The sequence below is a fragment of the Campylobacter insulaenigrae NCTC 12927 genome, from assembly GCF_000816185.1.
Classification (GTDB): Bacteria; Campylobacterota; Campylobacteria; order Campylobacterales; family Campylobacteraceae; genus Campylobacter_D; species Campylobacter_D insulaenigrae.
The window spans coordinates 1,015,874-1,041,356 of record NZ_CP007770.1 but is presented as its reverse complement, the minus strand read 5'-3'; the positions used below and the strand labels follow the sequence as shown (position 1 = coordinate 1,041,356).

At 28.3% G+C, this 25,483-nt stretch carries 28 protein-coding genes and 1 pseudogene; 7 read left to right on the top strand and 22 right to left on the bottom strand.

All coding sequences use genetic code 11. The annotated features are described in order from the left end of the window. Positions 1–2: 2 nt before the first annotated feature. Genes hemN through hemB form a run of 3 tightly spaced genes read right to left on the bottom strand, consistent with a single transcriptional unit; the run spans position 3 to position 2,816 of the window. Positions 3–1,358, bottom strand: coding sequence for an oxygen-independent coproporphyrinogen III oxidase (hemN, locus tag CINS_RS05430; RefSeq protein WP_039650523.1), 1,356 nt, complete (start codon positions 1,356–1,358; stop codon positions 3–5). Beyond that, the gene (locus CINS_RS05425) at positions 1,345–1,830 is read right to left on the bottom strand and encodes a DUF2603 domain-containing protein (protein ID WP_039650521.1); all 486 of its coding nucleotides are present in this window, start codon (positions 1,828–1,830) and stop codon (positions 1,345–1,347) included. Before CINS_RS05425 ends, hemN begins: the two co-directional genes overlap by 14 nt. Further along, positions 1,827–2,816 carry a porphobilinogen synthase gene (gene hemB / locus CINS_RS05420; protein ID WP_039650519.1) on the bottom strand — a complete coding sequence of 330 codons (990 nt, stop codon included), beginning with the start codon at positions 2,814–2,816 and terminating at the stop codon, positions 1,827–1,829. Before hemB ends, CINS_RS05425 begins: the two co-directional genes overlap by 4 nt. A gap of 68 nt (positions 2,817–2,884) precedes the next feature. Between hemB and ribA the strand changes: the two genes are divergently transcribed. The 3 genes from ribA to CINS_RS05405 are packed head-to-tail and all read left to right on the top strand — an operon-like array spanning position 2,885 to position 4,398. Then, entirely contained in the window at positions 2,885–3,445 is a 561-nt protein-coding gene (gene ribA, locus CINS_RS05415) for a GTP cyclohydrolase II (RefSeq protein ID WP_039650517.1), read from the top strand. 2 nt (positions 3,446–3,447) lie between these two features. Further along, complete coding sequence (gene rsmG, locus CINS_RS05410; protein WP_232012960.1) at positions 3,448–4,023, top strand: 16S rRNA (guanine(527)-N(7))-methyltransferase RsmG; 576 nt, start codon at positions 3,448–3,450, stop codon at positions 4,021–4,023. 3 nt (positions 4,024–4,026) lie between these two features. Further along, positions 4,027–4,398: a hypothetical protein gene (locus CINS_RS05405; protein ID WP_039650516.1), complete on the top strand. Its 372-nt coding sequence runs from the start codon at positions 4,027–4,029 to the stop codon at positions 4,396–4,398. A 19-nt stretch (positions 4,399–4,417) separates the two neighbouring features. Here CINS_RS05405 and CINS_RS08080 read toward each other — a convergent pair whose 3' ends face one another. From CINS_RS08080 to CINS_RS05395, 3 genes and pseudogenes are all read right to left on the bottom strand, one after another. Further along, positions 4,418–4,858, bottom strand: coding sequence for a methyl-accepting chemotaxis protein (locus CINS_RS08080; RefSeq protein WP_414973615.1), 441 nt, complete (start codon positions 4,856–4,858; stop codon positions 4,418–4,420). A 936-nt stretch (positions 4,859–5,794) separates the two neighbouring features. After that, a pseudogene (locus CINS_RS08075) lies at positions 5,795–6,352 on the bottom strand (cache domain-containing protein); the annotation flags it as partial. A 138-nt stretch (positions 6,353–6,490) separates the two neighbouring features. Next, complete coding sequence (locus CINS_RS05395) at positions 6,491–6,955, bottom strand: low molecular weight protein-tyrosine-phosphatase (protein WP_039650512.1); 465 nt, start codon at positions 6,953–6,955, stop codon at positions 6,491–6,493. Positions 6,956–7,067: 112 nt separating this feature from the next. Between CINS_RS05395 and thiD the strand changes: the two genes are divergently transcribed. From thiD to CINS_RS05380, 3 genes are read left to right on the top strand one after another with little or no spacing between them, the layout of a single operon-like run. Then, positions 7,068–7,874, top strand: a complete 807-nt coding sequence (thiD, locus tag CINS_RS05390; RefSeq protein WP_039651414.1) for a bifunctional hydroxymethylpyrimidine kinase/phosphomethylpyrimidine kinase — start codon at positions 7,068–7,070, stop codon at positions 7,872–7,874. Positions 7,875–7,922: 48 nt separating this feature from the next. Continuing rightward, positions 7,923–8,546 (top strand): thiamine phosphate synthase, encoded by a 624-nt coding sequence (gene thiE / locus CINS_RS05385; RefSeq protein ID WP_039650510.1) that lies wholly within the window; start codon positions 7,923–7,925, stop codon positions 8,544–8,546. Then, the gene (locus CINS_RS05380; RefSeq protein ID WP_039650508.1) at positions 8,543–9,178 is read left to right on the top strand and encodes a uroporphyrinogen-III synthase; all 636 of its coding nucleotides are present in this window, start codon (positions 8,543–8,545) and stop codon (positions 9,176–9,178) included. Before thiE ends, CINS_RS05380 begins: the two co-directional genes overlap by 4 nt. Here the strand turns inward: CINS_RS05380 and CINS_RS05375 are convergent. Next, complete coding sequence (locus CINS_RS05375) at positions 9,159–10,487, bottom strand: MATE family efflux transporter (protein WP_039651412.1); 1,329 nt, start codon at positions 10,485–10,487, stop codon at positions 9,159–9,161. The genes CINS_RS05380 and CINS_RS05375 overlap by 20 nt on opposite strands. 239 nt (positions 10,488–10,726) lie before the next feature. Here CINS_RS05375 and CINS_RS05370 point away from each other — a divergent pair, with 239 nt between their 5' ends. Beyond that, positions 10,727–11,347 carry a hypothetical protein gene (locus tag CINS_RS05370; protein WP_039650506.1) on the top strand — a complete coding sequence of 207 codons (621 nt, stop codon included), beginning with the start codon at positions 10,727–10,729 and terminating at the stop codon, positions 11,345–11,347. 26 nt (positions 11,348–11,373) lie between these two features. On the opposite strand, the gene lepA is transcribed toward CINS_RS05370, so the two are convergent. From lepA to ribE, 15 genes are all read right to left on the bottom strand, one after another. Then, a complete protein-coding gene (gene lepA, locus CINS_RS05365; protein ID WP_039650504.1) occupies positions 11,374–13,164 on the bottom strand; it encodes a translation elongation factor 4 in 1,791 nt (596 codons plus the stop codon). Continuing rightward, positions 13,164–13,589 carry a hypothetical protein gene (locus CINS_RS07645; RefSeq protein ID WP_052251979.1) on the bottom strand — a complete coding sequence of 142 codons (426 nt, stop codon included), beginning with the start codon at positions 13,587–13,589 and terminating at the stop codon, positions 13,164–13,166. The genes lepA and CINS_RS07645 overlap by 1 nt, the downstream gene beginning before the upstream one ends. A gap of 8 nt (positions 13,590–13,597) precedes the next feature. Continuing rightward, entirely contained in the window at positions 13,598–16,828 is a 3,231-nt protein-coding gene (gene ccsB, locus CINS_RS05355; protein WP_039650502.1) for a c-type cytochrome biogenesis protein CcsB, read from the bottom strand. Between the two features lie 2 nt (positions 16,829–16,830). Beyond that, a complete protein-coding gene (locus CINS_RS05350; RefSeq protein WP_039650500.1) occupies positions 16,831–17,526 on the bottom strand; it encodes a high-affinity branched-chain amino acid transporter, ATP-binding protein in 696 nt (231 codons plus the stop codon). After that, entirely contained in the window at positions 17,513–18,283 is a 771-nt protein-coding gene (locus tag CINS_RS05345; RefSeq protein WP_039650498.1) for a high-affinity branched-chain amino acid transporter, ATP-binding protein, read from the bottom strand. Before CINS_RS05345 ends, CINS_RS05350 begins: the two co-directional genes overlap by 14 nt. Then, complete coding sequence (locus tag CINS_RS05340) at positions 18,280–19,311, bottom strand: branched-chain amino acid ABC transporter permease (RefSeq protein WP_126437491.1); 1,032 nt, start codon at positions 19,309–19,311, stop codon at positions 18,280–18,282. The genes CINS_RS05345 and CINS_RS05340 overlap by 4 nt, the downstream gene beginning before the upstream one ends. Before the next feature lie 2 nt (positions 19,312–19,313). Continuing rightward, entirely contained in the window at positions 19,314–20,210 is an 897-nt protein-coding gene (locus tag CINS_RS05335; protein WP_039650495.1) for a branched-chain amino acid ABC transporter permease, read from the bottom strand. 8 nt (positions 20,211–20,218) lie between these two features. Then, positions 20,219–21,334 (bottom strand): ABC transporter substrate-binding protein, encoded by a 1,116-nt coding sequence (locus CINS_RS05330; protein ID WP_039650493.1) that lies wholly within the window; start codon positions 21,332–21,334, stop codon positions 20,219–20,221. A gap of 10 nt (positions 21,335–21,344) precedes the next feature. Continuing rightward, a complete protein-coding gene (locus tag CINS_RS05325; RefSeq protein ID WP_039650491.1) occupies positions 21,345–22,457 on the bottom strand; it encodes an ABC transporter substrate-binding protein in 1,113 nt (370 codons plus the stop codon). A gap of 15 nt (positions 22,458–22,472) precedes the next feature. Further along, positions 22,473–22,910 carry a c-type cytochrome gene (locus CINS_RS05320; protein WP_039650489.1) on the bottom strand — a complete coding sequence of 146 codons (438 nt, stop codon included), beginning with the start codon at positions 22,908–22,910 and terminating at the stop codon, positions 22,473–22,475. Positions 22,911–23,032: 122 nt separating this feature from the next. Continuing rightward, entirely contained in the window at positions 23,033–23,254 is a 222-nt protein-coding gene (locus CINS_RS05315; protein ID WP_039650487.1) for a ribbon-helix-helix domain protein, read from the bottom strand. Between the two features lie 10 nt (positions 23,255–23,264). Beyond that, complete coding sequence (locus CINS_RS05310; RefSeq protein ID WP_039650485.1) at positions 23,265–23,831, bottom strand: bacteriohemerythrin; 567 nt, start codon at positions 23,829–23,831, stop codon at positions 23,265–23,267. Positions 23,832–23,945: 114 nt separating this feature from the next. Continuing rightward, the gene (locus CINS_RS05305) at positions 23,946–24,152 is read right to left on the bottom strand and encodes a hypothetical protein (RefSeq protein WP_039650483.1); all 207 of its coding nucleotides are present in this window, start codon (positions 24,150–24,152) and stop codon (positions 23,946–23,948) included. 1 nt (position 24,153) lies between these two features. Further along, positions 24,154–24,831, bottom strand: coding sequence for a peptidoglycan editing factor PgeF (gene pgeF / locus CINS_RS05300; RefSeq protein ID WP_039650481.1), 678 nt, complete (start codon positions 24,829–24,831; stop codon positions 24,154–24,156). After that, positions 24,795–25,403, bottom strand: a complete 609-nt coding sequence (gene ribE, locus CINS_RS05295) for a riboflavin synthase (protein WP_039650480.1) — start codon at positions 25,401–25,403, stop codon at positions 24,795–24,797. The genes pgeF and ribE overlap by 37 nt, the downstream gene beginning before the upstream one ends. Between the last annotated feature and the right edge of the window lie 80 nt (positions 25,404–25,483).

Genomic DNA, 25,483 nt, shown 5'->3' with positions numbered 1-25,483 from the left:
TTTTAAACCGTTTTAGAAAAAACTTTTTTATCTTCGCTAATTTGTTTTAAATATTTATCAAAGCACATTGCGATATTCCTTATAAGTAAAACTCCTGTTTCGTTTACCTTGATAAATTTTGAATTTATATCTAAAAATTGTTTTAATTCTTCTAATTGTTTTAATTCATCTTTAAAATACTCAAAAAAATCAACTTTAAATTCTTGTTCAATTTTGTCTATATTTAATGCAAAATTACTCATAAGTTCCATGATCACTGCTTTTCTTAAAACATCATCATCATCAAGCATAATGCCTTTTTCGCAAGGCAGTTTTCCCTCATCAATAGCTTTTTCATACTTTAGCATATCTTTAAAATTTTGCATATAATGTCTTTTACCTTCACCAATACTAGTTAAGCCAATACCTAGCAAGTCAGTGCCACCCTTGGTTGTATAGCCTTGAAAATTCCTATGTAAAGTACCATTTTCTAATGCCTTAAAAAGTTCATCTTGTGGTTTTGCAAAATGATCCATTCCAATCATTTTATATCCATTTTGAGTTAAAAATTTTTCACAATATTCTAAAATTTGAAGTTTTACATTAGGGGTTGGTAAAGTACTTTCATCAAATTTTCTCATGTTTTTTTTAAGCCAAGGTACATGCGCATAATTAAAAATTGCTAGTCTATCAGGATTAATTAAAAGTGCTTTTTCTAAGGTTTGTTTGAAACTTTCAATACTTTGATATGGAAGCCCATAAATTAAATCCATATTTACAGATTTTATACCTTTGCTCCTGACCATATCTACTGCGTTTTTTGTGATATCAAATGGCTGAATTCTATGAATTTCTTTCTGTACTTTTGTATCAAAATCTTGTACACCAAAACTAATACGATTAAATCCATTATTAATTAAAACATCAGCTTGCTCTTCATTTAAAAATCTAGGATCTATTTCGCAACTTACTTCACTATCTTGACTAAATTGTGGAAAAATATCTTTGATTTTTAAAATTAATTTTTCAAGTTGTTTTGCAGAAAAAAAAGTAGGAGTTCCTCCTCCAAAGTGCATTTGCTCTACTATTCGTTTAGTGTTGATAATGCTAGCTAACAAGTCTAACTCTTTAAAAAGATAAGTTAAATATCTCTCTTTGTTTTCTTCTTTTGCAGTATAAATAACATTGCAGCCACAAAAATAACAGGCACTTCTGCAAAAAGGTAAGTGGAAATATAAAGACAAAGAAGCTTGTTGTTTTTTTAAAATCTGTATATAGTCGTTGTAATTAAAATTGTTATTAAATTCAACTGCAGTAGGATATGAAGTATATCTTGGTCCAGCTTTAGAATATTTAGTAAAATTTTTATAATCTTTCATTATTTTGAACCTTTTGTGCCATTTCTTTCATATTAAAAAATAGATTAGGGTGTTTAATATGTATATTTGTAATTAATTGCTCTAAGTCTATATTAGCTTCTTTGGTGCCATTGTTAATTTGTTTTTGAATTTCATCCATTGCTACAATCCATACATCATGAAAATCTATAGGAATTTGCTGATAAATTGCTTTTTCGAGTCTTAATTCAAAATTATGTCTTTGAATTTCTTTGGCCTTTTGAAAAAAATCTATTAAAGTTTTAATAGAAAACATTGTTTTAACTTCATCATTTTCATCTATGATAAACCATGGTTCAAGTACCTCTTTGCATTTTGCATCAAGAATGATTTGTTTTTCTTTTTCATTAATATTTTTTAGATGAAAGACTGTACGGTTTTGTTCTTCCATGCCAAGTTGTTTTAATAAATCGTCTATAATTTTTTGAGATTTTTTTTTAGTAAGATTGTTCAATTGTTTCCTTTTTGAGTAAGAAATTTAGCAATTTCTTTTGCATGATAAGTTATGATAAGCTTAGCTCCTGCTCTTTTGAAAGCTAGCATAGTTTCATAAACTACTTTTTCATAATCAATCACTCCAGATTTTTGACCAGCTTTTAAGAGTGCATATTCTCCACTAACATTATATACGCAAATTGGGAGTTTAGAATGATTTGATAAATCTTTGACTACATCCAAATAAGCAAGAGCTGGCTTAACCATCAAAATATCAGCTCCTTGTTTTTCATCTTCTAAACTTTCATTTAATGCTTCTTTACCATTGGCAAAATCCATTTGATAGCTTTTTCTATCCCCGTAACTTGGAGTTGATTTTGCTACTTCTCTAAAAGGTCCATAATATGCTGAAGCAAATTTAGTAGAATAAGCCATAATTGGTAAGTTTTCGAATCCATTCTCATCTAATGTTTTTCTTAGAATTTGGACAATACCATCCATCATTCCACTTGGTGCTATCATATCAGCACCATTTTTTGCATGAATTAAAGCTTGTTTGGCTGAAATTTCTAGAGTAAGGTCATTATCAACGCTTTTTGTTTTAGGATTTATAATTCCACAATGTCCATGATCTGTGTATTCGCAAAAACAAAGATCGGTTATTAGAATTAAATTTGGAAATTTAGCTTTGATTTCTCTTAAACTTCTAGCTATTAATCCATCATCATTTAAAGCATCGCTCCCACAACTATCTTTTTTATCATCTTCTATAACGCCAAATAAAATAATAGCTTTAATGCCGAGTGAGATTAATTCTTGACATTCTTTTAAAATTTCATCTATACTCATTTGAAAAATATCTGGCATAGAATTAATTTCTTTTTTTATATTTTTTCCTTCAACAACAAAAAGTGGATAAATTAAATCATCTAAATTTAATGTATTTTCCTTTACTAAAGCTCTTAGGTTTTCATTAAGTCTTAATCTTCTAAAGCGTTTAAACATAAATTTCCTTTTTGTTTGTTAAAATCTATATAAATTTTAACATATTTTTGTAAAAAAGGTAAGTATTGATGGATATCCAAATTTCTAATATAGCTAAACTTCCTACGCGTTTTGGAGAATTCAATATTCAGAGTTTTAAAGAAAAAGATAAAGATCATATTTGTATTTTTAAAGGAACATTCGACAAAGAAGTCAATATTAGAATTCATTCAGAATGCCTTACAGGTGATGCTTTTGGGAGTTTAAAATGTGATTGTGGTGAGCAGCTTGAGTTTTCTTTAAAATATATTCAAGAATATGGTGGAATGGTTATTTATTTAAGGCAAGAAGGTAGAGGAATAGGGCTTTTTAATAAAATTAATGCTTATGCTTTGCAAGATCAAGGATTTAATACAATAGAAGCAAATCACCAGCTGGGTTTTCAGGCAGATGAAAGAACTTACGATATAGTTGAGTTCATATTAAATCATTATCAAATTTCAAAAATAAATTTGCTAACGAATAATCCACATAAGCTTGCTTCTTTGAAAAATAAAATCAATGCGAGAATTCCAATACTTATTGAGTCAAATCGTTTTAATAAAGAATATTTAGAAATTAAACATGTACAAATGGGACATTTAAATTGAATATATATTTTAAAAAGGTAAAGTTTTTAAATTTACAAGATCATGATATTTTTTTTGAAAAAATTGAAAAATATAAGAAGCTATTGAAGAAATTTAATGCAGTGCATAATCTTACTCATTTTGAAAATATAGATGAAAATATCATAGATAGTATTAAAATTTTAGATTTTTATGACTTAAATTTTGCAAAAAATATTATAGATGTGGGAAGTGGTGCAGGATTTCCGGCAGTATTTTTAGCATGCTTATTAAATAATAGTAATTTTTTCTTATTTGAGCCAAATTTTAAAAAATCTTCATTTTTAAGAGTTGTTAAAACAGAGCTTGAGTTAACAAATATGAATATCATTAAAGAAAAAATACAAAATTATCCCAAATTTAGAGTTGATGCTATAAGCTCACGGGCTTTGATGGATGTTAAATCTTTAATAAGTATTTGTAAAGGTTTTTATGATGAAAAAACTATATTTTTACTTTATAAAGGAAGTCATATTTATGAGGAATTAAAACAAATGGAAAATTATAGTATTTTCAATAATGGTTTTAGAAATTATTGTATCTTACAATCAAAGGAGTGAGAAATGCTTATTTTTGGACATAATTTAATTCCTATGCAAAAATTTTTTCATTTTAAAGATAAATTCGATAAAAAAGGCATTAATTGTTTTGATTTTAACGAACACATCATACAACAAGCTTTAGAGCAAAATGTAGAATTTGCAATTTATGTTAATAATGAAGATGAAGTATTGATTGCCAATGCTTTAGGTGCAAAATATGCTTTAGTTATTGATAATGAACTTGCAAGAAGATCTTCTAAAATGGCTGAGTTTTATATGTTTGATATGAAAATATTGTTTTTATTAGATGAGATAAAAAACTTAAAAAAAATGTATGAATTACAAGTTGATGGAGTGTGTTTAATATCATACATTAACAACAAAGAGGTATAACAATATACCTCTTTAATTATTAAAACTTCTTCTTCCCTGCATCTTCTAAGATATCATGAGCTATTTGATTTACATTCTCTGATATAACTGAACTATCTTTAGCTATTTTTAAATTCTCTTGAGTTACATGATCAATTTGAGCTACAGCATCATTAATTTGAGTAATACCTGTAGTTTGTTCTTTAATACTTTCACCCATTTCATTAATAGATTGAACTAAGATATTAGTATTAGCTTCAATTTCACCTAAAGACTTTTGAGTTCTTTCAGCTAGATTTCTAACTTCATCTGCAACAACAGCAAATCCACGTCCATGTTCTCCAGCACGAGCTGCTTCTATTGCAGCATTTAATGCTAATAGATTGATTTGATCAGCAATATCTCCTATGATAGAAGTAACATTTTTAATCTCTTCACTTTGAGCTATTACTTCACTAGTTTTAGATGAAACATTTTGCATAGAAGAAGTTATTTCTTCTAAAGCTGCTGCAGTTTCTTCTAAAGAAGAAGCTTGACTAGAAGATGAATCTGTTAATTCTCTAACAGCACTTTGTAATTTACCACTTTCTGTTGCTAATAAATTAGCAAATTCAGAAGATTGTCTTAACATTTGAACAATTTCTTGTCCTAATACATTAGTAGTTACTTCTACTTCACCTTTAGCATTTTTAACTTCAGTAGTAAAGTCTAATGCTTTATAGCTATCAAATACACGATTGATTTCATTCATATTAGAACCAACTTTTGCTTCTAATACACTAAGCATTTTATTTAATACATTTTTTAATTCTATTAATTGAGGATTAGCAGGTATTGCAGTAATTCTTGCTGTTAGATTACCACTTTCTATTTCTTTAGCTGTTTCAACTGATTGTTCTACTGCTAGACCATCTTGTTCTAAAGCATTTTTAGTTTTAGTAATGTTTTCATTAATAGCTAAAGCCATAGCACCAAATTCATCATTAGTATTAACATTAATCATAGCAGAGTCTTTTGTTTTATGATTGATGAAGTCAAAGAATGAGTTTAGGCCGGTTTGGATTTTTTCCAAAGGAGATAAATAGCGTGAAACGATAAAGTATAATAATAAAACACTTAAAATACTTGTAAATATAACTATAATAGCTTGAATATAAGCAATTTTTTCACTAGAATGATTGATAGTATCGGTATATGTCATAGTACAAATAGTGTTATCATTTACAATATTGCAAATACCAAGTCTTTTACTTCCTGTGCTACTAGTATAAAAAAATGGTTGATTATTGCTTGTTGTCGCAAATGTATTTGCTACAATTGATACGCTTGGAGCATCTCCAAGATAATTGCTATTTGTTGAGACAAAGGCAAATTTATTTTTATCATAAGCAAGAGAATCTCCAGGCATTTGTTTTAGATTCTCTTCTAAGTCTTTAACCAAAATATCAATTGCCAAAATTCCAATAAATTTTCCATCTTTGATTAAGGGCATAGCATAAGTAAAGCAAGGTAATCCGGTAGTAACGTCGATATAAGAGGCTGTAATGTATAATCCATTTTTCTTTTTGGCTTCTATATAAAACTCTCTAGTTCTTGCATCATATCCATCAGCTTTTCCATAAAGTCCAAAATCTAGATTTCTACTATCACTATCAGGATCACTTACTATTAACTCTCCATCAGGCTGAGCGATATATACAGCAAGGTAATTTCCAGCATCTCTAAATGCTTTTAATTGAATCCCAACATTTTCCATTAACATTTCTTGTGAATTAAGCTTAGAATAAGGATTTCTAAGAATAGTTTCTGAAAGTTTCTGTAAAGAATTTGAAGTATTTTCTCGAAAATTTTCTACTAAATTTACCGTAGCAACTAAGCGATTTTGTTCTGATTGTATAATTTCATTAAATAAAGATTGTTTAACGAAAATAAAAGTTATGATACCTAGAATTAGCAAGCAAGCTACAGCTATCATATTTGCAATGAGTGAAACTTTAAGTTTGATACTTTTCATGCCTTAAATCCTTTTTTTAGTTTTTTTGTAAATATTTTTGAAGATTAAGATTATAACACTTGAGTAATTAAATTAAGATAAAGTAAAATTAGATCTTGTTTAGATGCGTTGGGATTTGATACAAGTAAGTAAGTTATTGCAAGCATTTGAAAGTATTAAATAGGTTTCATCAAAATCGCCACTATACCAAGGGTCAGGAACTTCATCATAATCTAAATTTACAACATAATCTGTAAGTTTTTTGATTTTATCTTTATATGCTGGAAACATTTTGATGGTATTTTTTAGGTTGGAATTATCCATAACTATGATTAAATTATTTTCTTGACACATTTTTTCATTAAGTTTTTTACTACAAAAATTTTTAACCAAAATATTTTTATTTTTTAGAATTTCTTTCGTTTTATAATGAGCATCTTCTCCATCATGATAACCTGATGTTCCAGCACTACTTACATTGATTTTATTGTTTAGATTGTTTTGAGCTATGAGATCTTTCATTATGAATTCTGCCATAGGAGAACGACATATATTACCCAAGCATACAAAAATTATATTAAACATACTATATACCTTTTAAATTTTTGTAATTATATATAATTTAAGTATTTTTAGATTAATTAAATCTAAGTTATAATCTATTTTAGATATAAAATAGAGTTTGAGGATAAAAATGATACAAGCAAAAACACAACATAAAATTCCTATTTTAACTATTGCTGGAAGTGATTGTAGTGGTGGTGCTGGCTTGCAAGCTGATTTAAAGACTTTTAGTGCTCATGATTTATTTGGCATGAGCGTGGTTGTAAGCGTGGTTGCTGAAAATACTGCTAGAGTTATCTCTTGTTTTGATATACCTAAACAAATGATAGATGAACAAATGTTGGCAATTTATGAAGATATTAAGCCAGAAGCTGTAAAGATTGGTATGCTTGGATCGAAAGAAATCATACAATGCGTTAAAGAAAATTTACTTCAGTTTGAATCTAAAAATATAGTAATTGATCCTGTGATGTTTGCTAAAAATGGCTATGCTTTGATGCCTTTAGAAAATTGTCAGTTTTTTAAAGATGAAATTATATCTTTGGCTGATGTCTTAACACCTAATATACCTGAGGCTGAATTTTTATGTGATTTTAAGATTACCAATGAAGATGATATGAGAAGAGCAGCTATTGAGCTTCATAAGATTGGAGCTAAAAGTGTTTTAGTTAAGGGCGGGCACAGTAAAAATAATACCAATGATGTTTTTTTTGATGGAGAAAAATTTAGTATCTTTAAAGGTGAAAAAATTGATACTAAAAATACTCATGGAACGGGTTGTACATTAAGTTCAGCTATAGCATCAAATTTAGCCCTTGGTAAAGAAAAAAATGAAGCTATAGCTTTGGCTAAGGAATATGTCTTTGGAGCTATTTTAAATTCTTTAGCACTTGGAAAAGGATGTGGTCCTACAAATCATTTCTTTAAATTTGAGAAATAAATATGTTTATAGAATGCATCAAATTAGATACTACATTAGGGCAATTATATGAATTCATCTAAACTTTATCTGGTTGCTAGTAAGGGTAAAAAAAGTGAGAATGAATTTTTAAATATTATTAAGACTTCCTTAGAGGCAGGGGTTGATATAATTCAACTTAGAGAAAAAAATCTTAATACCTTGGAATTTTATCACTTGGCATTAAAGGTAAAAGCTATATGCGATGAATTTAAGATTCCATTTTTAATTAATGATCGATTGGATATTGCTTTGGCAATTGATGCTAGCGGAGTGCATATTGGGCAAACAGATTTACCCTTACAAAAGGCTAGAAAGCTTTTAGGTAATGAAAAAATTATAGGAATAACCATTAATCATAAATTTGAATTAGAAAATATAAAAGGTGCTGATTATTTGGGTGTTGGAGCTGTATTTAATACTCCTAGTAAAGAAAATTGCGTTGTGCTTGGAATTGAAGGATTAAAAGAAATTACAAGATTGAGTTCTTTGCCTGTGATTGCAATTGGTGGTATAAATGAAAATAATATAAGTATGTTAAAAGATAGTGGTGTTACCGGTGTGGCTGTAATTAGAGCAATTATGGATGCTAAAAATCCATATGAAGCAACTTTATTTTTAAAAAAAATAATTAAAGATTTGTATTCGTTATGATATATTTTATAGGTAGAGAAAAATTTTACGGTGTGGAAAATATTATTTTAAATGAAATTAAATTTTTTGAATTTAATGTTAATCTTAATGATTTTGATTGCTTGATTATTAGTTCAAAAAATTCTATCAAAGCTTTGATGCAAAGCCATTCTACTTTAAATTTTAATATTAATTTATATGCAGTGGGTGCTAAAAGTGCTCAGTTTGCAAAGAGTGTTGGATTTGTAAATGTGAAATATCCTAGTTGTGCTTATGGAAAGAATTTAGCTGAAGAATTTATGTGTGAATTTAAAAATAAAAGATGTTTATATTTAAGAGCTAAAAAAATTAGCTCTTGTATTGATACTTATTTATTAAATCAAGGAATTAATTTAAGACAAATTGTTGCTTATGAAAATGTGGCTTTAAATCCGCAAGAAACAATAAAATTAAAACATCCTGCTGTTTTTATTTTTTGTGCCCCATCAAGTATTGAACAATTTTTAAAATTTTTTACTTTTAAAAAAGAAGATAAAGTAGTAGCTATAGGTCAAAGTACCGCTTCAAAACTTAAAAATTTTAAAAATTTATATATTTGTGAAAAACAAGATCTAAACTCATGTTTAAGTTTGGCTAAGAGTTTAGATGTCTAAAAACTTTTTTAAGCATCAAAGATACGATAATTAATATAACACAATCAGCTACAAATGGAGTAATCCAAACTCCATTTAAATTAAAAAAATGTGTCAAAATTTTCAAAAATAGATAAGGTAGAATTAAATTTTGCATAATAGAAACAAATAAGGAAAGCAAAGGTTTATCTAAAGCAGTAAAAATGGAAATACCAACATCTCCAAACCAATTTATTAAAAGAGAAAAACAAAACAAATATAGAGCATTACTTCCTATAGTTAAAAATAATTCATTTTCTTCTTTGTTGAAAAAAGACACGATATCCTCATGATAAAAAAATACACATAAAAAGATTAGAAAAGAAAATATACAAGAACCCCAAAACATTCTTTTAAAAATTTGTTTAATTCTTGAAATATTTTTACAACCATAATTATAGCTTATAGCAGGTTGCATAGCATCACACATTCCTATGACTATCATATAGGAAAAAGTACTAAGATAAGTGATTACCGAAAATGCTGCAACAGCTATATTTCCTGATATATTTAATAAAAGTATATTAGCTAAAATAGTATATATTGAACTAGAAATATTGGAAAAAAATTCTGAAGACCCATTATAAATAATATTTTTTAATGTATTAAAGCTCACTAAAGGTTTGCTAAATTTTAGTGTTAAATTTTGAAAAACAAAAGGAATAAAAGCTAAAATACTTCCTATAGACATACCTATACAAGTGGCAAGAGCAGCTGAAAAAACACCCCATTGAAATACTATAATAAAAAGCCAATCTAAAAATATATTTATAAGAGCTATTAAGATATTTATTACCATACTATAAAGTGTCTTGCCACAAACTCTTAAGTAATTATCTATTGCAAAGCTTATGATGATTATTGGAGAAAATAAAGCAAATATTTGCATATATTGGGTTGAAAGCAATTGTATATTTTGATCTGCACCCATTGCTATGCTTAATGGTTGTGCTAGAAAAAATTCTAAAATTCCCATAATGCACGAAATTATAAAAATAAGAATAATACAAAAAGAAAAAATTTGTTTTGCTTTTTGTACCTTTGCCTTTCCAAGATTAATGGCAATTTGAACTGATGAGCCAATGGCTATCATGTCAGCTAAAGCAAAACTTATCATAATAAAAGGTATCATTAAATTCATTGCGGCAAGTGCATCAGAGCCTAAGTATTTTCCAACAAAAATTCCATCAATAATTACATAAAGATAAATGAAGGCCATGCTAGCCATATTAGGTAAAGCACATTTTATAAAAAGTGTAGTAGGGTTTGAGTTGGTGTAAAAATTACGTATTGACATGATTTTCCTTATTAAATTATTTTGTTTTGAGCGTAAATGAATAAAAATTTAATAAAGAGATTCGATGCCTTCTATAATATCTTTAAAATATGGATCAACAATTATGATAAAAAAATTAAAAAGCATTGCATAACCTAAATTTTAAAAATATTTAGTTGAAATTGTATCATATTTGATATAAAATTTAATTTTTTTTATCCGATTTTTATAGACCTACAAAAAAAGGAGCAAGGATGCAAATAAATTCGTATTCACGTGTGGCAATGGAGTCGCAAATTAGCAATAGGAAGGCTGATTTGAATACAAAACTCGAAGATACCAACACTAAGAGTGCAAATAGCACAAAGGATATTGATAAAGACAAGCTAGATAAGCTTGCTAGTTTAGGTGGCAAAGGTATTACTGAGCTTTATACGATGAGTTTTATGCAACAAACTTTAAGTATTAGTTCATATAATAGTTTTTCTCAAGCTGGCATTGCGAATTTTACAAATTCAAATAATTCTTTATCGTCAATACTTTCTGGTGTGGATTTTAAAGCTATAGGCTATGAGGGAAAAGATATACTTAGTCTAAATAGCGAAGAAGCCAAAGAGCTTATTGGAGAAGATGGTTTTTTTGGTGTAACAAAAACTTCTCAGAGATTAGCTGATTTTGTTATTAATGGAGCTGGTGAAAATATAGATAAACTTCAAAAAGGCTTAGAGGGGCTAAAGTCAGGATTTGCGCAAGCAGAAAAAATGTGGAGTGGTAAGCTTCCTGATATTAGCCATGAAACGATTGATAAAGCTATTGAAAAAGTAACTCAAAAAATTAATGATTTGGGTGGAAATTCTTTAAATATCAACGCGTAAAATTTCTCCTAGTTATACTAGGAGAATTAATCTATTTTTAATACACTTAAAAATGCTTCTTGAGGTAGATGAACTTTTCCTATGGCTTTCATTCTTTTCTTGCCTTCTTTTTGCTTTTCAAGCAATTTTCTTTTTCTTGTGATATCTCCGCCATAGCATTTTGCGGTAACATTTTTGCCCATGGATTTTACATTTTCTCTAGCAATAATTTTGTTGCCAATACTTGCTTGTATAGCTACTTCAAAAAGTTGTCTTGGAACGATTTCTTTCATCGCTTTGACTAATTCTCTGCCTTTACTTAAAGCTTTTTCACTTGGAACAATAATGCTTAATGCATCCACATTTTCTCCAGCTACCTTAATGTCAAGTTTTACCAAATCACCTACTCTAAATTCTATAGGTTCATAATCAAAACTTGCATATCCTTTGGTTAAAGATTTTAATTTATCATAAAAATCCATCACTATTTCATTTAATGGTATATCATATTCAAGCAATACCCGTTCAGTTGTAATATAATCCATTTTAATTTGAATACCACGTTTTCTATTTAGCAAAGTAATAAGATTTCCCAAGAATTCACTTGGGGTGATTATTGTAGCTTTTACATATGGTTCTTTGATATGATCAATATTATTAATAGGCGGTAATTCACTAGGATTTTGAATTTTTAATATTTCTCCATCTGTTTGATATACTTCATAAGTAACAGTTGGTGCAGTAGCGATTAGATCAAGATTAAATTCTCTTTCTAATCTTTCTTTAATAACTTCCATATGTAAAAGACCCAAAAATCCCACTCTAAAACCAAAACCAAGAGCTAATGAGGTTTCTGGTTCGTAAGTTATAGAACTATCATTAAGTTTTAGTTTATCAAGAGCATCTCTTAAATCTTCGAATTTATCTGTTTCTATAGGATATAATCCGGCAAAAACAAAAGCTTTAGCTTTTTCAAATCCTCCTATAGCTTCCTTAGCTTTATTTTTTGTAAGTGTTATGGTATCACCAACTTGTACATCGGCAACATTTTTTAATCCAAGCACTATCACGCCAACTTCACCAGAGTGTAATGTTTTTGTTTTTATAGGACTTAAAGGATGTGGATAAAATAGGTCTTGAACTATATGTTTTTTATCTGTACTCATTATAAGCACTTCATCATTTTTATTAATACAGCCATCATAAACTCTCACTAAGGCTAACGCACCAAGATAATTGTCAAACCATGAATCATAAATTAAAGCTTTCGTTGATAAAGCATCATTATCTTTAGGTGAAGGTATTTTTGTAATAATTGTTTCTATAAGTTCTTTAATACCAATTCCTGTTTTAGCGCTAACGCAGATAGCATTTGAACAGTCAATACCTATAATATGTTCAATTTCGTGTTTAACCTTTTCAACATCAGCTGATGGTAAATCGATTTTGTTAATCACTGGAATGATTTCTAAATCATTTTCTAGGGCAATATATACATTAGCAATAGTTTGTGCTTCAACTCCTTGAGAAGCATCTACTACAAGTAAAGCTCCTTCACAACTAGCTAAAGAACGACTTACTTCGTAAGAAAAATCCACGTGACCTGGGGTGTCTATTAGGTTAAGTATATAATTTTGATTATTGTATTTGTAGTTTAAATGTACTGATTGAGCTTTTATGGTTATACCTCTTTCTTTTTCTATATCCATAGTATCCATAACTTGTGAGCTCATCTCTCTATCGCTAATAGCACCGCATTCGCTGATTATTCTATCAGCAAGAGTACTCTTTCCATGGTCAATATGTGCTATGATTGAGAAATTTCTAATATTTTTCATTAAGCTTCTCTCATTTTTCTTTTAGCTAAGCCGATTTGTTCATAAGCATCAATTTCTTTTTTTAAAGACATATATCTCTTTTTTAATTCATTATTTAAAAATGAAATATTTTTTGGTGTTGCATTGCTATTAGCTGAAATAGCACTAACAAAATCAAGTTTTATTTTTGTGGATTTATCTTTTGAGTTAGTGTTTAATTTTTGTGAATTTAAAAATTGTAAAATTAATTCATGTATAGCTTGAGAATTTTTAGCAGAATTAGCTTTTGAAATAAAATCTTCTATATTACTAGTGGATATATTGGGTTTTAAATTTTGTTGTTTTGTGTTTTTATCATTACGATTGAAAAATATTATAGCAACTATACCCAAGACAATGGCAAGTATCAAAATGAAAATTAAAATGATTAAAAAAGAAGTACTCATTTATATCCTTATAATTTCTTTGCATAAGATCTTTTAAAATAGCTAACTATACTCAATACTACCATAAAAATAAAACCCCAATATACATAATCAGGTATTTTTACTGCATCTCCAGCTGCGTAAGAATGCATTCCACTTAAAAAATAATTTACTCCAAAATAAGTCATAATAATTACCCAATATGCAAACATTGAGCACATTGCAAAAATATACTGATTTGCCCATTTAGGAATCATACGAATATGTAAAATAGCAGCATAAACTAATATACTAATTAGAGCCCATGTTTCTTTTGAATCCCAACTCCAATATCTTCCCCAGCTTTCATTTGCCCATATGGCACCTAAGAAATTTCCAACCGTGAGCAGACAAAGTCCTAAAATCATAGCCATTTCATTGATTCTTGTAGCTTCTGTTATATTTCTTAATACATTTTCATTATGTTTGCCATTAAATTTTAGTATAGAAAATAATATTAAAACAAAAATTCCAAGTAAGGCACAAAGTCCTAAAAATCCATAACTAGCTGTAATTACTGAAACATGTATTGTTAGCCAATATGATTGCAAAACTGGAACCAAATTAGTAATTTGTGGATCCATTTGACTTAAATGAGCTACTCCTAAAGTCACACCAGCTAAAATAGACGTTAAAGAAAGTGCAATAGGGCTTTTTTTTGAAAAGAAAATTCCTGATAAAGATAATGCCCAAGCTATATAAACCATGCTTTCATAAGCATTACTCCAAGGTGCTCTACCTGCTATATACCAGCGAAAAGCAAGTCCTAATGTATGAATTAAAAATGCAATAATATTGACAATATAAATAAATTTAAAAGCAAGATTAATGCGAATTTTTGGCATTAGCATTTTTATAAAAACAATTATAAGAAGCAATATCCCTGCAAATAAATAAAGTGGAGTGAGATTTACAAAAATTTGGCTTTTATTAAAAAATATTTCTGCTTTAAGTTTGTTTGGATTAGGCATTACTTCATGCCCATATTTGTTTTGATAAATTTTAATTTCATTTAGTGCTTCATCTGCATCTTTCCAATTGTTAGATTTTATAGAGTTAGATACAGCATTAAAGTAATTTTCAAGTAGCTTTCGTACTTCTAGACCTTCTTCGCCTTTTAAACCGATATATGCTTGATAAGGAGATAACCATTGGTTATTTGTATGATTTTGCAAAGGTATAAATTTAAAGATTTCACCAGAAAAAATTAAATTAAGTATATTAACTCTTTCATCAAGCTTGAGAATTTCTTTATCAAAAACACTTCTACGGTTGGGATTTTTTCTATTTGCATTTTCAACATATTTTTGTAGTTTGTAGTCTTTAGTGGTGAAAAAATCTTTAAAACTAACATAAAGAGAAGGTTTAATTTCTAAGATTTTAGAAATTTCTTCATTAATAATTTTATTTTTTGGCATAAAAATTACATTTTTATCATACCAAGCACCACCATCAAAAATCATTGAAATAATTACTGCTTCTGCACTTTTTTTATCATAACTAGTGCTTTTATGAATTTTTTCTAAAACTTCAATCGCAAGAGTATTAAAAGGAACCATTCTGCCATCTGATTTTTGAACTACTAGTGTGGCTAATTCTTTTGCGTGTTGTTCGTTTACTGTTATGGGTTCAATAGCATAAATTTTTGTTGAAGTAAAAAATACAAAAGCAAATAACAATACTACGCTAGTTTTTTTGAGTGTATCTTGATTAACCAATTTAGCTAATATTCTAAATCTTGAATGTGGGTTTAAGATATTTAAAAACATACCTAAAGTTAAGAAAAAATATCCTAAATAAGTAGGAATTTTTCCAGGATCTTTATTGACTGAAAGTATTGTTCCATTTTCATCTTGATCATAAGAACTTTGATAAAACCTATAACCATTATAATCTAAAACATTGTTCATAAAAATTTTATAATCAAATTTTTCATTACCATTATCAACTTCAACATAACTTGCATAAGACATAGGTGACATAGAACCTGGATAGCGTATTAATTCAAAATCTTTTAAATACATTTCAAATGGCATTTCAATACCTTTAGGTCCCCATCTTAGAAAAAATGCTTGTCCGGCAACATCTACTCGTATAGGGGAATTATATTCTATTAAAAATACTTCTTTATTTTCACCTTTATAATTAATCGTTAAATTTAGAGCGTTGATGGCATTGCTGGAGAGCTGGGTTGGCATATATTTTGTACTCTGCGCAAAATCTTTAAAATTATTTAATACAGAATTATTCCAATATTTTGCTTCACCAAATAAAGAAATTAAAATATTTCTTCCAAATTCTATCCAACTTGATTTAAACCATGTAAAAAAACTTTCATCTTGCGCTTGATTGACGCCTTCTAAAGTTTTTTTACCATGTAAAGATGCAAATTTTATAACAAAATTGATGTCATTAAAAGAATATAGTCTTTTATCGTGTGTATTTGCTTTTTGCGAAGCTTTGAGAACATTTTCTTTACCATCAGCCATCGACATAAATTTTAAATCAATACTTGAGCTAATATTTAAATTTTTATCGATTTTTATGAAAGGACTAGGGGTGTTATCGTTTAAAAAAGAAATATTGACACCGCTTAAATTTTCTATTTCACCTTCTTTGAGAATTAATTCTTTCGCGTTGTTATTTTGTGAAATCATTAATGATAAAATTGGATTAGAATTATTATCTTCAGTATAAATTTCTTTAGCATCTAAAATTAAATTTTTATAAGTCACATTAGCTTTATCTTGAGGTAAAATTAAATCAAAAGAAAAATTATTAGCAAATGGTAAGCTAGCAATATATTCAGATTTTGAAGCACTATAAACTTTATCATCATATAAAGTAGCTATATAAATATAACTTTGTGAAGTTTCAATAAGATTATTTTTTTCATTTTCTCTAATGTGTAAATTTCCTTCAAATCCTGTATATCTAGTCACTGCAGAGCCAAACAAAATAAGCAAAAAAGAAGCGTGAAATATAAAAAGAGGAATTTTATTCTTATTAAACATTTTATATTTAAAGATAGCAGCTAAAAGATTTAATCCTAAAAGTAATTGTATAAAACCAAACCAAGATGTTCCATAAATCATTGCCCATGCAGTTGGTGTGTCGTAAGTACTTTCTATGAATGTAGCCAAGGCACAAAGTAGAGCAAATAATAAAAATAAAAAAATGGAAATTTTTATATTGCCAAAAATTAAGAGTTGATTTTTCAACTTTAAGCTCCTAAATATTTTTTTCGTATTTCATCGTTTCCGATAAGATCTTTTGCGGGTGAATGCATTGCTATCTTCCCATTTTCTAATACATAAGCATAATTACTAATTTTAAGAGCAGAAAATGCGTTTTGTTCCACAAGCAATATAGTTATTCCCTCTTCTTTAAGTTTTACAATAATATCAAAAACCTCTCCAACTATTTTTGGAGCTAGTCCTAAAGAGGGTTCATCTAGCATTAAAAGCTTTGGTTCGCTCATCAAAGCTCTAGAAATAGCTAGCATTTGAGCTTCTCCACCACTTAAAGTTCCAGCAAGAGCATTTCTTTTATCTTTTAGTCTTGGAAAAAGTTTATACATTTGATTTTTTAAATGTTCATAATTTTCAGCATTATTAAATGCTCCTATTTTTAAGTTTTCCTCTATGGTTAAATTTACAAACACCCTTCTACCTTCTGGAACTAAGGCTATACCTTTTTGAACTAAAGTATGTGGTAAATGTCTTTGGGTGTCATAACCTAAGAAAGTGATTTCACCTGATTTTTTAACACAATTTAACATTGCATTTAAAGTAGATGTTTTACCTGCGCCATTAGAGCCTATTAAGCTAACAATTTCGCCCGTATTAATAGTAAAATCAATACCTTTGACAGCTTCAATCAAGCCATAATATACATGTAAATCTTTAACAACTAGCATTAAAATCTCCTAAATAGGCATTGATAACTTCAGGGTTTTGCACAGCATCTGTTGGCTTTCCTTCAAATATAGTTTTACCATAATCAAGTACCATAACTTTATCACAGAGTTTATTAACAAATTTCATATCGTGTTCTATTAGTAGAACGCTAATTTTTTTAGTATCTCTTATATTGAAAATTAGCTGTGCTAAATCATCGCTTTCGGTTGAATTCATACCAGCTGCTGGCTCATCTAGTAATAATAACTTTGGATTTGTAGCTAAAGCTCTCGCAATTTCTACTTTTCTTTGCTGACCATAGCTTAAATTTGTAGCATTTTCATAAGCTAAATCAGCAATATTAAGTTGTTCAAGTATTTCATATGCTGCTTGCTTGGTATTTTTTTCTTGATTGCGAAATCTTCCTAAATGTAAGAAGGCTTCAAAAATATTATATTTAATACTTTGGTCAAAACCAATTAAAACATTTTCTAAAACACTCATGCTTGAAAAAAGACGGATATTTTGAAAAGTTCTTGCTATACCAAGATGAACAATTTCATGAGGTTTAAAATTATTAATTTTTTTATTAAGAAAAAAAACTTCACCGTTGCTTGGTTTATAATTTCCAGTGATAATATTAAATAATGTTGTTTTTCCAGCACCATTTGGCCCGATAAGTCCAAAAATTTCACCTTCTTTAATAGAAAATGAAGTATCCACTATAGCTGTAACTCCACCAAAATTTTTATGAATATTTTTAAGTTCTAAAATCATTTTTTATTCCTTTTAGAAAACTTAAATAAAAAGTCTGTAAGTTCTTTATCTCCCATAATACCTTTTCTTGCAAAAAGCATTACTAGGATTAATATTACTGAAAATACTACCATTCTTAATCCAGGCATAGCAGGAGTTTCGTAACCAAAAATATTCATACTTTCATCTAAAAATCTTAAGTATTCGCTTCCACCGATTACTAAAATAGTTCCTATAATAGCGCCAGTAGTAGATCCAAGACCTCCTAAAACAATAATAATAAGAAGTTGAAAAGTAAATAAAAAGTCAAATTGTTCAGGCGAAACAGATGCCAAAGCACAAGCAAGCAGTCCACCGCCAACACCTTCTAAAAATGCTGAAGTGCTAAATGCTAAAGTCTTAATCTTAAAAGTATTAATACCCATAGCTAAAGCAGCATCTTCATCATCTCTTACTGCTTTCATAGCTCTTCCAAATTTGGAATTTATGATATTTAAAATAATAATAACTGATAAAATAGCTATCCCACCACTCCAATATAAGGTTGTGTGTTTTGGAATATCATTAAGCCCCAAAGAGCCATTTGTGATGGATGCAAAATTAATAGCCATAAGTTTGATAATAATGCCAAATCCCAAAGTAACAATGGCTAGGTAATCTCCTCTGACCCTAAAAACGGCAAAAGCTAAGATTAAAGACAATATCATAGAGCAAATTCCAGCTGCTAATAATGCAATGATAAAACTTGGTGAATGAATTGCTAAAATAAAACTGCTAGGATCTTCTAAAGAAAATTGATCTATCTTACTTTCGCTAGTAAGTAAGACTAAAGCAGCTATATAAGCGCCAACTGCAACAAAACCATTAGGCTCTAATGAAAATTGACCTGTAACTCCATTTATAAGATTGTAACTTACAGCTAAAATAATAAAAATAGCAATATTACTTAAAATACCTACTTTATAATCGTTAAGAAAATAGGGGGATAGTGTAATAATAGCAATAGCAATAATAAAAAATATCAAATGAGTAATTTTTTTACAATTCATAATTAAAACCTACTTTTTTCAAAATTTATACCTAAAATTCCAGTAGGTTTAAATAATAATATTAAAACTAAAAATATAAATGCAAATGCATCTTTAAAACCTGAAAGATCTGGAAAAAGCGCTACTACAACTACTTCTGTAAAACCGATAATCAAACCACCTAAAACTGCTCCAGCTACTGAACCAATACCACCTAAAACTGCAGCTCCAAAGGCTTTTAAACCTATTAAGGTTCCCATGCTAGGTTCTACTGAAGGATAGCTCACAGCCCAAAAAATTCCACCAATAGCAGCTAAGGCAGAACCTAAAGCAAAAACTATGGCGATAATACGATTTGCATCAATACCCATTAAGTTTACTGTATGTATGTCAAATGCCAAAGCCCTAATGGCGATGCCATATTTGCTTCTATAAAGAATATATAAAACGATTAATAGGATAAAAAAAGTTAAGATAGGTACTAAAATACTATTTACACTAATACTTATTTCATTTATATTAATCACATTTTCTAAGTAAGTTGGAATTGGAAAATATCTAGGAGTAGAACCAAACATCACATTGAAAACATTCTGTATTAAAAAACTAATACCTATAGCTGTAATCAATAAAGAAATCCTAGGTGCTTTTCTCAAAGGTTTATAGGCAATTTTATCTATGGCAATACCTAAAGCGGCCGCAAAAAGCATAGCTAGCGACAAAGCTCCTAAAAAAGGAACATTCATGTTTGTCACACAAAATAATGCTGCATAAGCACCCACCATCATTATATCGCCATGAGCAAAATTAATTAATCTTAATACGCCATATACCATAGTATAACCTATGGCTATAAGTGCGTACATACTACCTAAACTAAAACCATTAATAATTTGTTGTAAAATTAAAGAATTGTCCATTTAACCTCTTAAGGAAGAATTGAATCTTTATAAATTTGCTTTTGATTTTCTATCGTTTTGATGACGATCGATCTAGTGGCATTCCCACTTTTATCAATACTAATAACACCGCTTACACCATGAAAATTTGATGTAGAGTGAATATTGTTATTAATGCATTCTGTATTGAAATTATTAACACATTTTTCCATGGCATTATAAATAACAAAATAAGCATCAGCTCCCATTGCGCTGAAATTTGGTACTTCTTTGTTTTGTTTTTCTTTTTCATAGGCTTGGATAAAATCTTTTGATAAGTCAGTAGGAGGATTATTATAATCAAAACTATCTGTAAAAATATAACCTTCTGCTGCATCTTGAGCTAAATTTATAAAAGTTTCATCAGCAACCCCATCTGCTGAACCCATAGGAATATTTAAACCCATAGATTTTGCTTGTCTTGCAAATAATGATGCTTCAGTATAATATACTGGAAGATATATAAAATCAGGATTTAAAGTCTTGATTTGAGAAATTATTGCTTTAAAATCTTTATCACCTGCGGTAATTCTAAATTTATCTAGGATTTTACCACCTTGCTTGCTAAATTCTTGATCAAAGGCTCTAGTTAATCCTAAAGAATAATCTGTTGTTTGGTCAGTTACTATAACTGCTTTTTTATATTGGAGTTTATTTTTTATATAATTTGCCAATGAAGAGCCTTGGAAACTATCCATAAAACAGACTCTACTTGCGTAAAGTTTTTTATTTAAAATTTTATCAGCTGTTGCAGCAGGAGCAACAACAGGAACTTTCTTTTCTTCTCCGATTCTTATAACTTGTAAAGTATTTGCTGTAATCATTTCTCCAATTAAAGCTTGAACATTATTTTGAGAAACAAGTCTTGTGCTTGCATTTGCACTTTCAATTTTATCGCCTTTAGTATCTACCACTACAAGATTAATCGTATCACCATTACTTAGTGTATTTTTCATAGAATTTGCAATTTTAATGCCATCTAAAGCACTTTGTCCGTAAGCAGCAGTAGCTCCAGTTAAAGGAAGAACAACACCAATATTTATTTCTTTTGCTTGTAAAATGTTTGCAACTATGATTGATAATACAGCGATACTAATTTTTTTCATATCATTCCTTTCAAGGATTAATAATAGTTTTATAATTTTGTTTTTGTTCTTGTATTTCTTTAATAACTACAGAACGACTTGCATTTCCATTTTGATCAATACTTATGATTCCACCAACACCTTCGAAGTTTGAAGTAGAATGAATTTTATCATTTATGCATTGAGAAGTAAGATTTTTTGAACATTCATTCATAGCATTAATCATCACATAGTAAGCATCAGCACCCATTGCAGAAAATGCTGGAAGTTCTTTAGTGTTATGTTCTTTTTCATAAGCTTGTATAAACTTTTTTGATAAATTAGTAGGAGGATTATTATAATCAAAACTATCTGTAAAAATTACACCATTTACTGCATCTCCACCAAGTTCTATAAAAGTTTTATTATTAACTCCATCTCCTGCACTTAAAAGTTTATCAAAACCTACAGCTTTTGCTTGTCTAGCAATTAAAGCAGCCTCAGGGTGATAAATTGGCATATAAACAAAGTCAGGATTGATGTTTTTTAATTGAGATACGATAGCTTTGAAATCTTTATCTCCAGATGATATAGTTAGTTTTTTAAGTATTTTTCCACCATTTTTCTTAAATTCTTTTTCAAATGCTTTGGCAAGTCCTAAAGAATAAACATTGCTTTGATCTACAATAATAGCAACATTTCTCAAATTTAGGTTTTGATAAGCATAATTTGCAAATTTATCACCTTGGAAACTATCCATAAAACAAACTCTACTTGCATAAGTTTTTTTATCTAGAAGTTTATCCCCTGAAGCAACAGGAGCTATAGCAGGAATTTTTCTTTCTTCAGCTATTGATAAAACTTGCATGGTATTTGGAGTTACTGCTTCGCCAATTAACCCTAATACTTTATCTTGAGATATTAATCTAGTTGTAGCATTTGCACTTTCAATTTTATCACCTTTAGTATCAACCACTATAATCTTAACACTGTCTCCATTTTGTAAATTTGGGTTGAGAGAATTTGCAAGTTTAATACCTTCATAAACATCATTACCATAAGCTGCCAAAGAACCAGTCAACGGCAGAACAATACCTATTTTTACCTCTGCAGCATACATAAAACTTGCATAAAATAAGCTAGCTAGTATAAGTTTTTTTTTCATAACAACACTCCTTTTTTATTTTAAAAATATCCCATGTTTTGTTTTAGCTTTTGGTTCTTCTTCTAACAATTCTTCTCGGTTTAATTCCATAGAGAAATTTTGTCCTTTTAAATAAGCGATAATATGATCCATATCACTATCACTTAGTCTTTTTGCATAAATTCCCATTTGAATATTATCTGTATTGGAATTAGGGTAATATCCATTGGCATAATCTTTTAGTGAGCCTTTAATTTGTGCGGGAGTTAAACTATTGATGGATCTTTTGCCATAATTAGATTTTCCACCATTATCTCCATGACAAACATTGCATTTGTTGTCAAAATATATTTTTTTAGCTTTTTGCATATCATAATTAGTATTACCATTAAATGTATATGTCAATAAAGATTTAACATTAAATGCCATTAGAGAATTTGTAAAAAATAAAACAAACAAAATCAATCGTAACATAAAAATATACCTTTGTTTTAGCAAATAAGGGTTGATTATATCTAAAAAAGATAAATACTAATTTTTTTATATAGAAAAATAACAATTTAAATTTGAATAACTGAGTAAATATTGATACTAAATTAGCATTTTAATTTTTTTATAATGCTATCAAGCTTTTTACTATTTCCATCTTTTAAATCTTCTAAAGCTTCAATAGCTGGGGCAAAATCTTCCATATCATCTAGATAGTTTTCTAAAGCATCTCTTAAAATTTGTGCTTTTTTCTTTTTAGCAAGTTTAGCTGTTTTATCTAAGCGATCGAATAATTCTTGTGAAAGTGAGAGAGTATAGCGTTTTTTCATATTTAAACCTTTACTTTAATTTTATATATTCTTGACAAATCTTGCATTTGTAATGAACATTTGAAGTTTGAATCTTTTTGTGAATCTCATATGAGACTTTGTGAATCTTGTTTTTACAAGAGCAAATATAATTATAAGTATTTTGTAATGGTTCTTCTTCTATTTCAATAGAACTTTGTTTTTTTAAATGCTCTTGGTGCCATTTTTCTATTTTCATATCTTCTTGCAATATATGCTCTAATAACCATTTAGAAGCTATAATATTTAATTTTTCTTTTAAATCATTCGTACTTTTTATATTTTGTATTAGATCTATCATAGATTGTATTATGCTTTTGTGAATTTTCTGATGGTTTGGGAGATCAGGATATCCTATTTTTGCCATATATTTTTCTTCATCAGCAAAATGTTCTTTCATATAGTTAAAAAAATCAGCAAGTAAAAATTTAACCTGTCCCTTGTGTATAGGTTTATCAGAGATCATTTCAGCATTAGCAGCTAATTCAAAGAGTTTTTTATGTTGCTCATCTATGTCTTTATTATGGATGCTGTATTTATCACACCATCTTGGTAACATATTAACTCCTTGTTTATCAAAAGTTATAAGTTTATGAATTATATTTTATTATTTATAAATATAATATAAATTTTTTAAATACTTCAATGTCTATTATAAAAATATAAAACAAAATTATTTGTTACTCATTTTTGCTTTTTCTTTTGCATCAATTAGCGTTGTAATAAAATTTGAAATTTCTTTAGTATCTTGAGTACTAAGTGGCGTTACTGTTTGGTTTAAAATTTGAGTTACTAAAAGCTCGTTACTTAAATCATTATCTGAAAACTCTCTTGCTTTTTGTAAAATTTTTAAGGCTTGTAAATTTCTTATTTCATACATTTTATATTTTATCCTTTAAATAAATTGCACTCACAATGCGATTTGAAGTTTGATTTCTTCTATATGAAAAAAATCTTTCATCTTCAAATGTGCAGATATTAATATCCAAAATTTTAGTTATACCTAGATTATTTGCTTGAAATTTAACCATTTTTTTAAGATCAAGCATATTTTTCTCTAGAAATTGAGGAAATTTTTTTTCAGCATATTGTAAAATTTCTCCGTTAATTTCATAATTTTTAGCACAAATTCCAGCAGAAATAATAAGCTGAATGTCTTTAGGAATGCTGTTGAAATTAGTTTGCATTTTAAAAACAGCTTGTTTTAAAATATTTTGAAAACATCCTTGTCTGCCAGAATGTAAAGCAGCTATAATTTGTTTATCTTGATCATACAAAAGTATAGGCAAACAATCAGCGCTTAAAATACATAAAGCTGTATTTTTTGAATAACTAATCACTCCATCACAGTTTATATTAAAATTATTCTCATAAGTAGTTACGATGTTGGAATGAATTTGATTTAAAAATACACAAGTTTGAATATTTGTATCAAAAGAGAATACACTAGCGCCAACTATTTGTTTTTTAAAAACACTATAATCTTTATCAAAAGCAACAAAGGCTTTAATGTGCTCATTTTCTAATATAGTGATGAAATTTTGTCTATTTGTTGCCATGTAAGATTTTCTTTGTAGTGTATTTGTTTATAAATATAGCGCGCTAAGAGGTCACTTTCTATATTTACTCTTCTTTTTACAATATAATTTTTAAACAATGTTTCATTAAAAGTAATAGGGATGATAGTTAAGCGAAAATGATCATTAAACACTTCATTTATTGTTAGACTAACCCCATCAATACCAATACTTCCTTTATTTGCTATAAATGGCATAATATTTTTTGGAGCTGTTATATAAAAATCTACTCCATTTTCATTTGTTTGGATTTTTATGATTTCTCCAATTGCATCTATATGTCCTTGCATTAAATGCCCATCAATTCTATCACCATAACATAAAGCAGGTTCAATATGAACGTAATGTTTTAAATTTTCTATAGCTATGTGAGTTCGGCTTTCATATGAAAGTTCAACACTAAAGCTGTCTTGATAAACTTTAGTTACACTTAAACACGCGCCATTTACTGCTATACTATCGCCTAAATTTGGCTTGTATTTCGCCTTTAAAGTGAGAATGTTATTTTGATAAGATTTTACAAACGCTAACTCTCTAATAAGCCCATTAAACATTAAAAAGCCTTGATTTTTTATATGGATTTTATCTAAAACTTATAAATTTAGTTTTAAGCACTTTGTTGAAAAAAATATTA

Bases quoted from the DNA above. Each gene is read 5' to 3' on its own strand.
- hemN (WP_039650523.1), bottom strand. From the start codon at position 1,358: ATGAAAGATTATAAAAATTTTACTAAATATTCTAAAGCTGGACCAAGA.
- hemB (WP_039650519.1), bottom strand. From the start codon at position 2,816: ATGTTTAAACGCTTTAGAAGATTAAGACTTAATGAAAACCTAAGAGCT.
- ribA (WP_039650517.1), top strand. From the start codon at position 2,885: ATGGATATCCAAATTTCTAATATAGCTAAACTTCCTACGCGTTTTGGA.
- CINS_RS05405 (WP_039650516.1), top strand. From the start codon at position 4,027: ATGCTTATTTTTGGACATAATTTAATTCCTATGCAAAAATTTTTTCAT.
- CINS_RS08080 (WP_414973615.1), bottom strand. From the start codon at position 4,858: ATGCAAAATGTTTCATCTAAAACTAGTGAAGTAATAGCTCAAAGTGAA.
- CINS_RS05395 (WP_039650512.1), bottom strand. From the start codon at position 6,955: ATGTTTAATATAATTTTTGTATGCTTGGGTAATATATGTCGTTCTCCT.
- thiE (WP_039650510.1), top strand. From the start codon at position 7,923: ATGAATTCATCTAAACTTTATCTGGTTGCTAGTAAGGGTAAAAAAAGT.
- CINS_RS05380 (WP_039650508.1), top strand. From the start codon at position 8,543: ATGATATATTTTATAGGTAGAGAAAAATTTTACGGTGTGGAAAATATT.
- CINS_RS05370 (WP_039650506.1), top strand. From the start codon at position 10,727: ATGCAAATAAATTCGTATTCACGTGTGGCAATGGAGTCGCAAATTAGC.
- lepA (WP_039650504.1), bottom strand. From the start codon at position 13,164: ATGAAAAATATTAGAAATTTCTCAATCATAGCACATATTGACCATGGA.
- CINS_RS07645 (WP_052251979.1), bottom strand. From the start codon at position 13,589: ATGAGTACTTCTTTTTTAATCATTTTAATTTTCATTTTGATACTTGCC.
- CINS_RS05350 (WP_039650500.1), bottom strand. From the start codon at position 17,526: ATGCTAGTTGTTAAAGATTTACATGTATATTATGGCTTGATTGAAGCT.
- CINS_RS05345 (WP_039650498.1), bottom strand. From the start codon at position 18,283: ATGATTTTAGAACTTAAAAATATTCATAAAAATTTTGGTGGAGTTACA.
- CINS_RS05340 (WP_126437491.1), bottom strand. From the start codon at position 19,311: ATGAATTGTAAAAAAATTACTCATTTGATATTTTTTATTATTGCTATT.
- CINS_RS05335 (WP_039650495.1), bottom strand. From the start codon at position 20,210: ATGGACAATTCTTTAATTTTACAACAAATTATTAATGGTTTTAGTTTA.
- CINS_RS05330 (WP_039650493.1), bottom strand. From the start codon at position 21,334: ATGAAAAAAATTAGTATCGCTGTATTATCAATCATAGTTGCAAACATT.
- CINS_RS05325 (WP_039650491.1), bottom strand. From the start codon at position 22,457: ATGAAAAAAAAACTTATACTAGCTAGCTTATTTTATGCAAGTTTTATG.
- CINS_RS05320 (WP_039650489.1), bottom strand. From the start codon at position 22,910: ATGTTACGATTGATTTTGTTTGTTTTATTTTTTACAAATTCTCTAATG.
- CINS_RS05315 (WP_039650487.1), bottom strand. From the start codon at position 23,254: ATGAAAAAACGCTATACTCTCTCACTTTCACAAGAATTATTCGATCGC.
- CINS_RS05310 (WP_039650485.1), bottom strand. From the start codon at position 23,831: ATGTTACCAAGATGGTGTGATAAATACAGCATCCATAATAAAGACATA.
- CINS_RS05305 (WP_039650483.1), bottom strand. From the start codon at position 24,152: ATGTATGAAATAAGAAATTTACAAGCCTTAAAAATTTTACAAAAAGCA.
- pgeF (WP_039650481.1), bottom strand. From the start codon at position 24,831: ATGGCAACAAATAGACAAAATTTCATCACTATATTAGAAAATGAGCAC.
- ribE (WP_039650480.1), bottom strand. From the start codon at position 25,403: ATGTTTAATGGGCTTATTAGAGAGTTAGCGTTTGTAAAATCTTATCAA.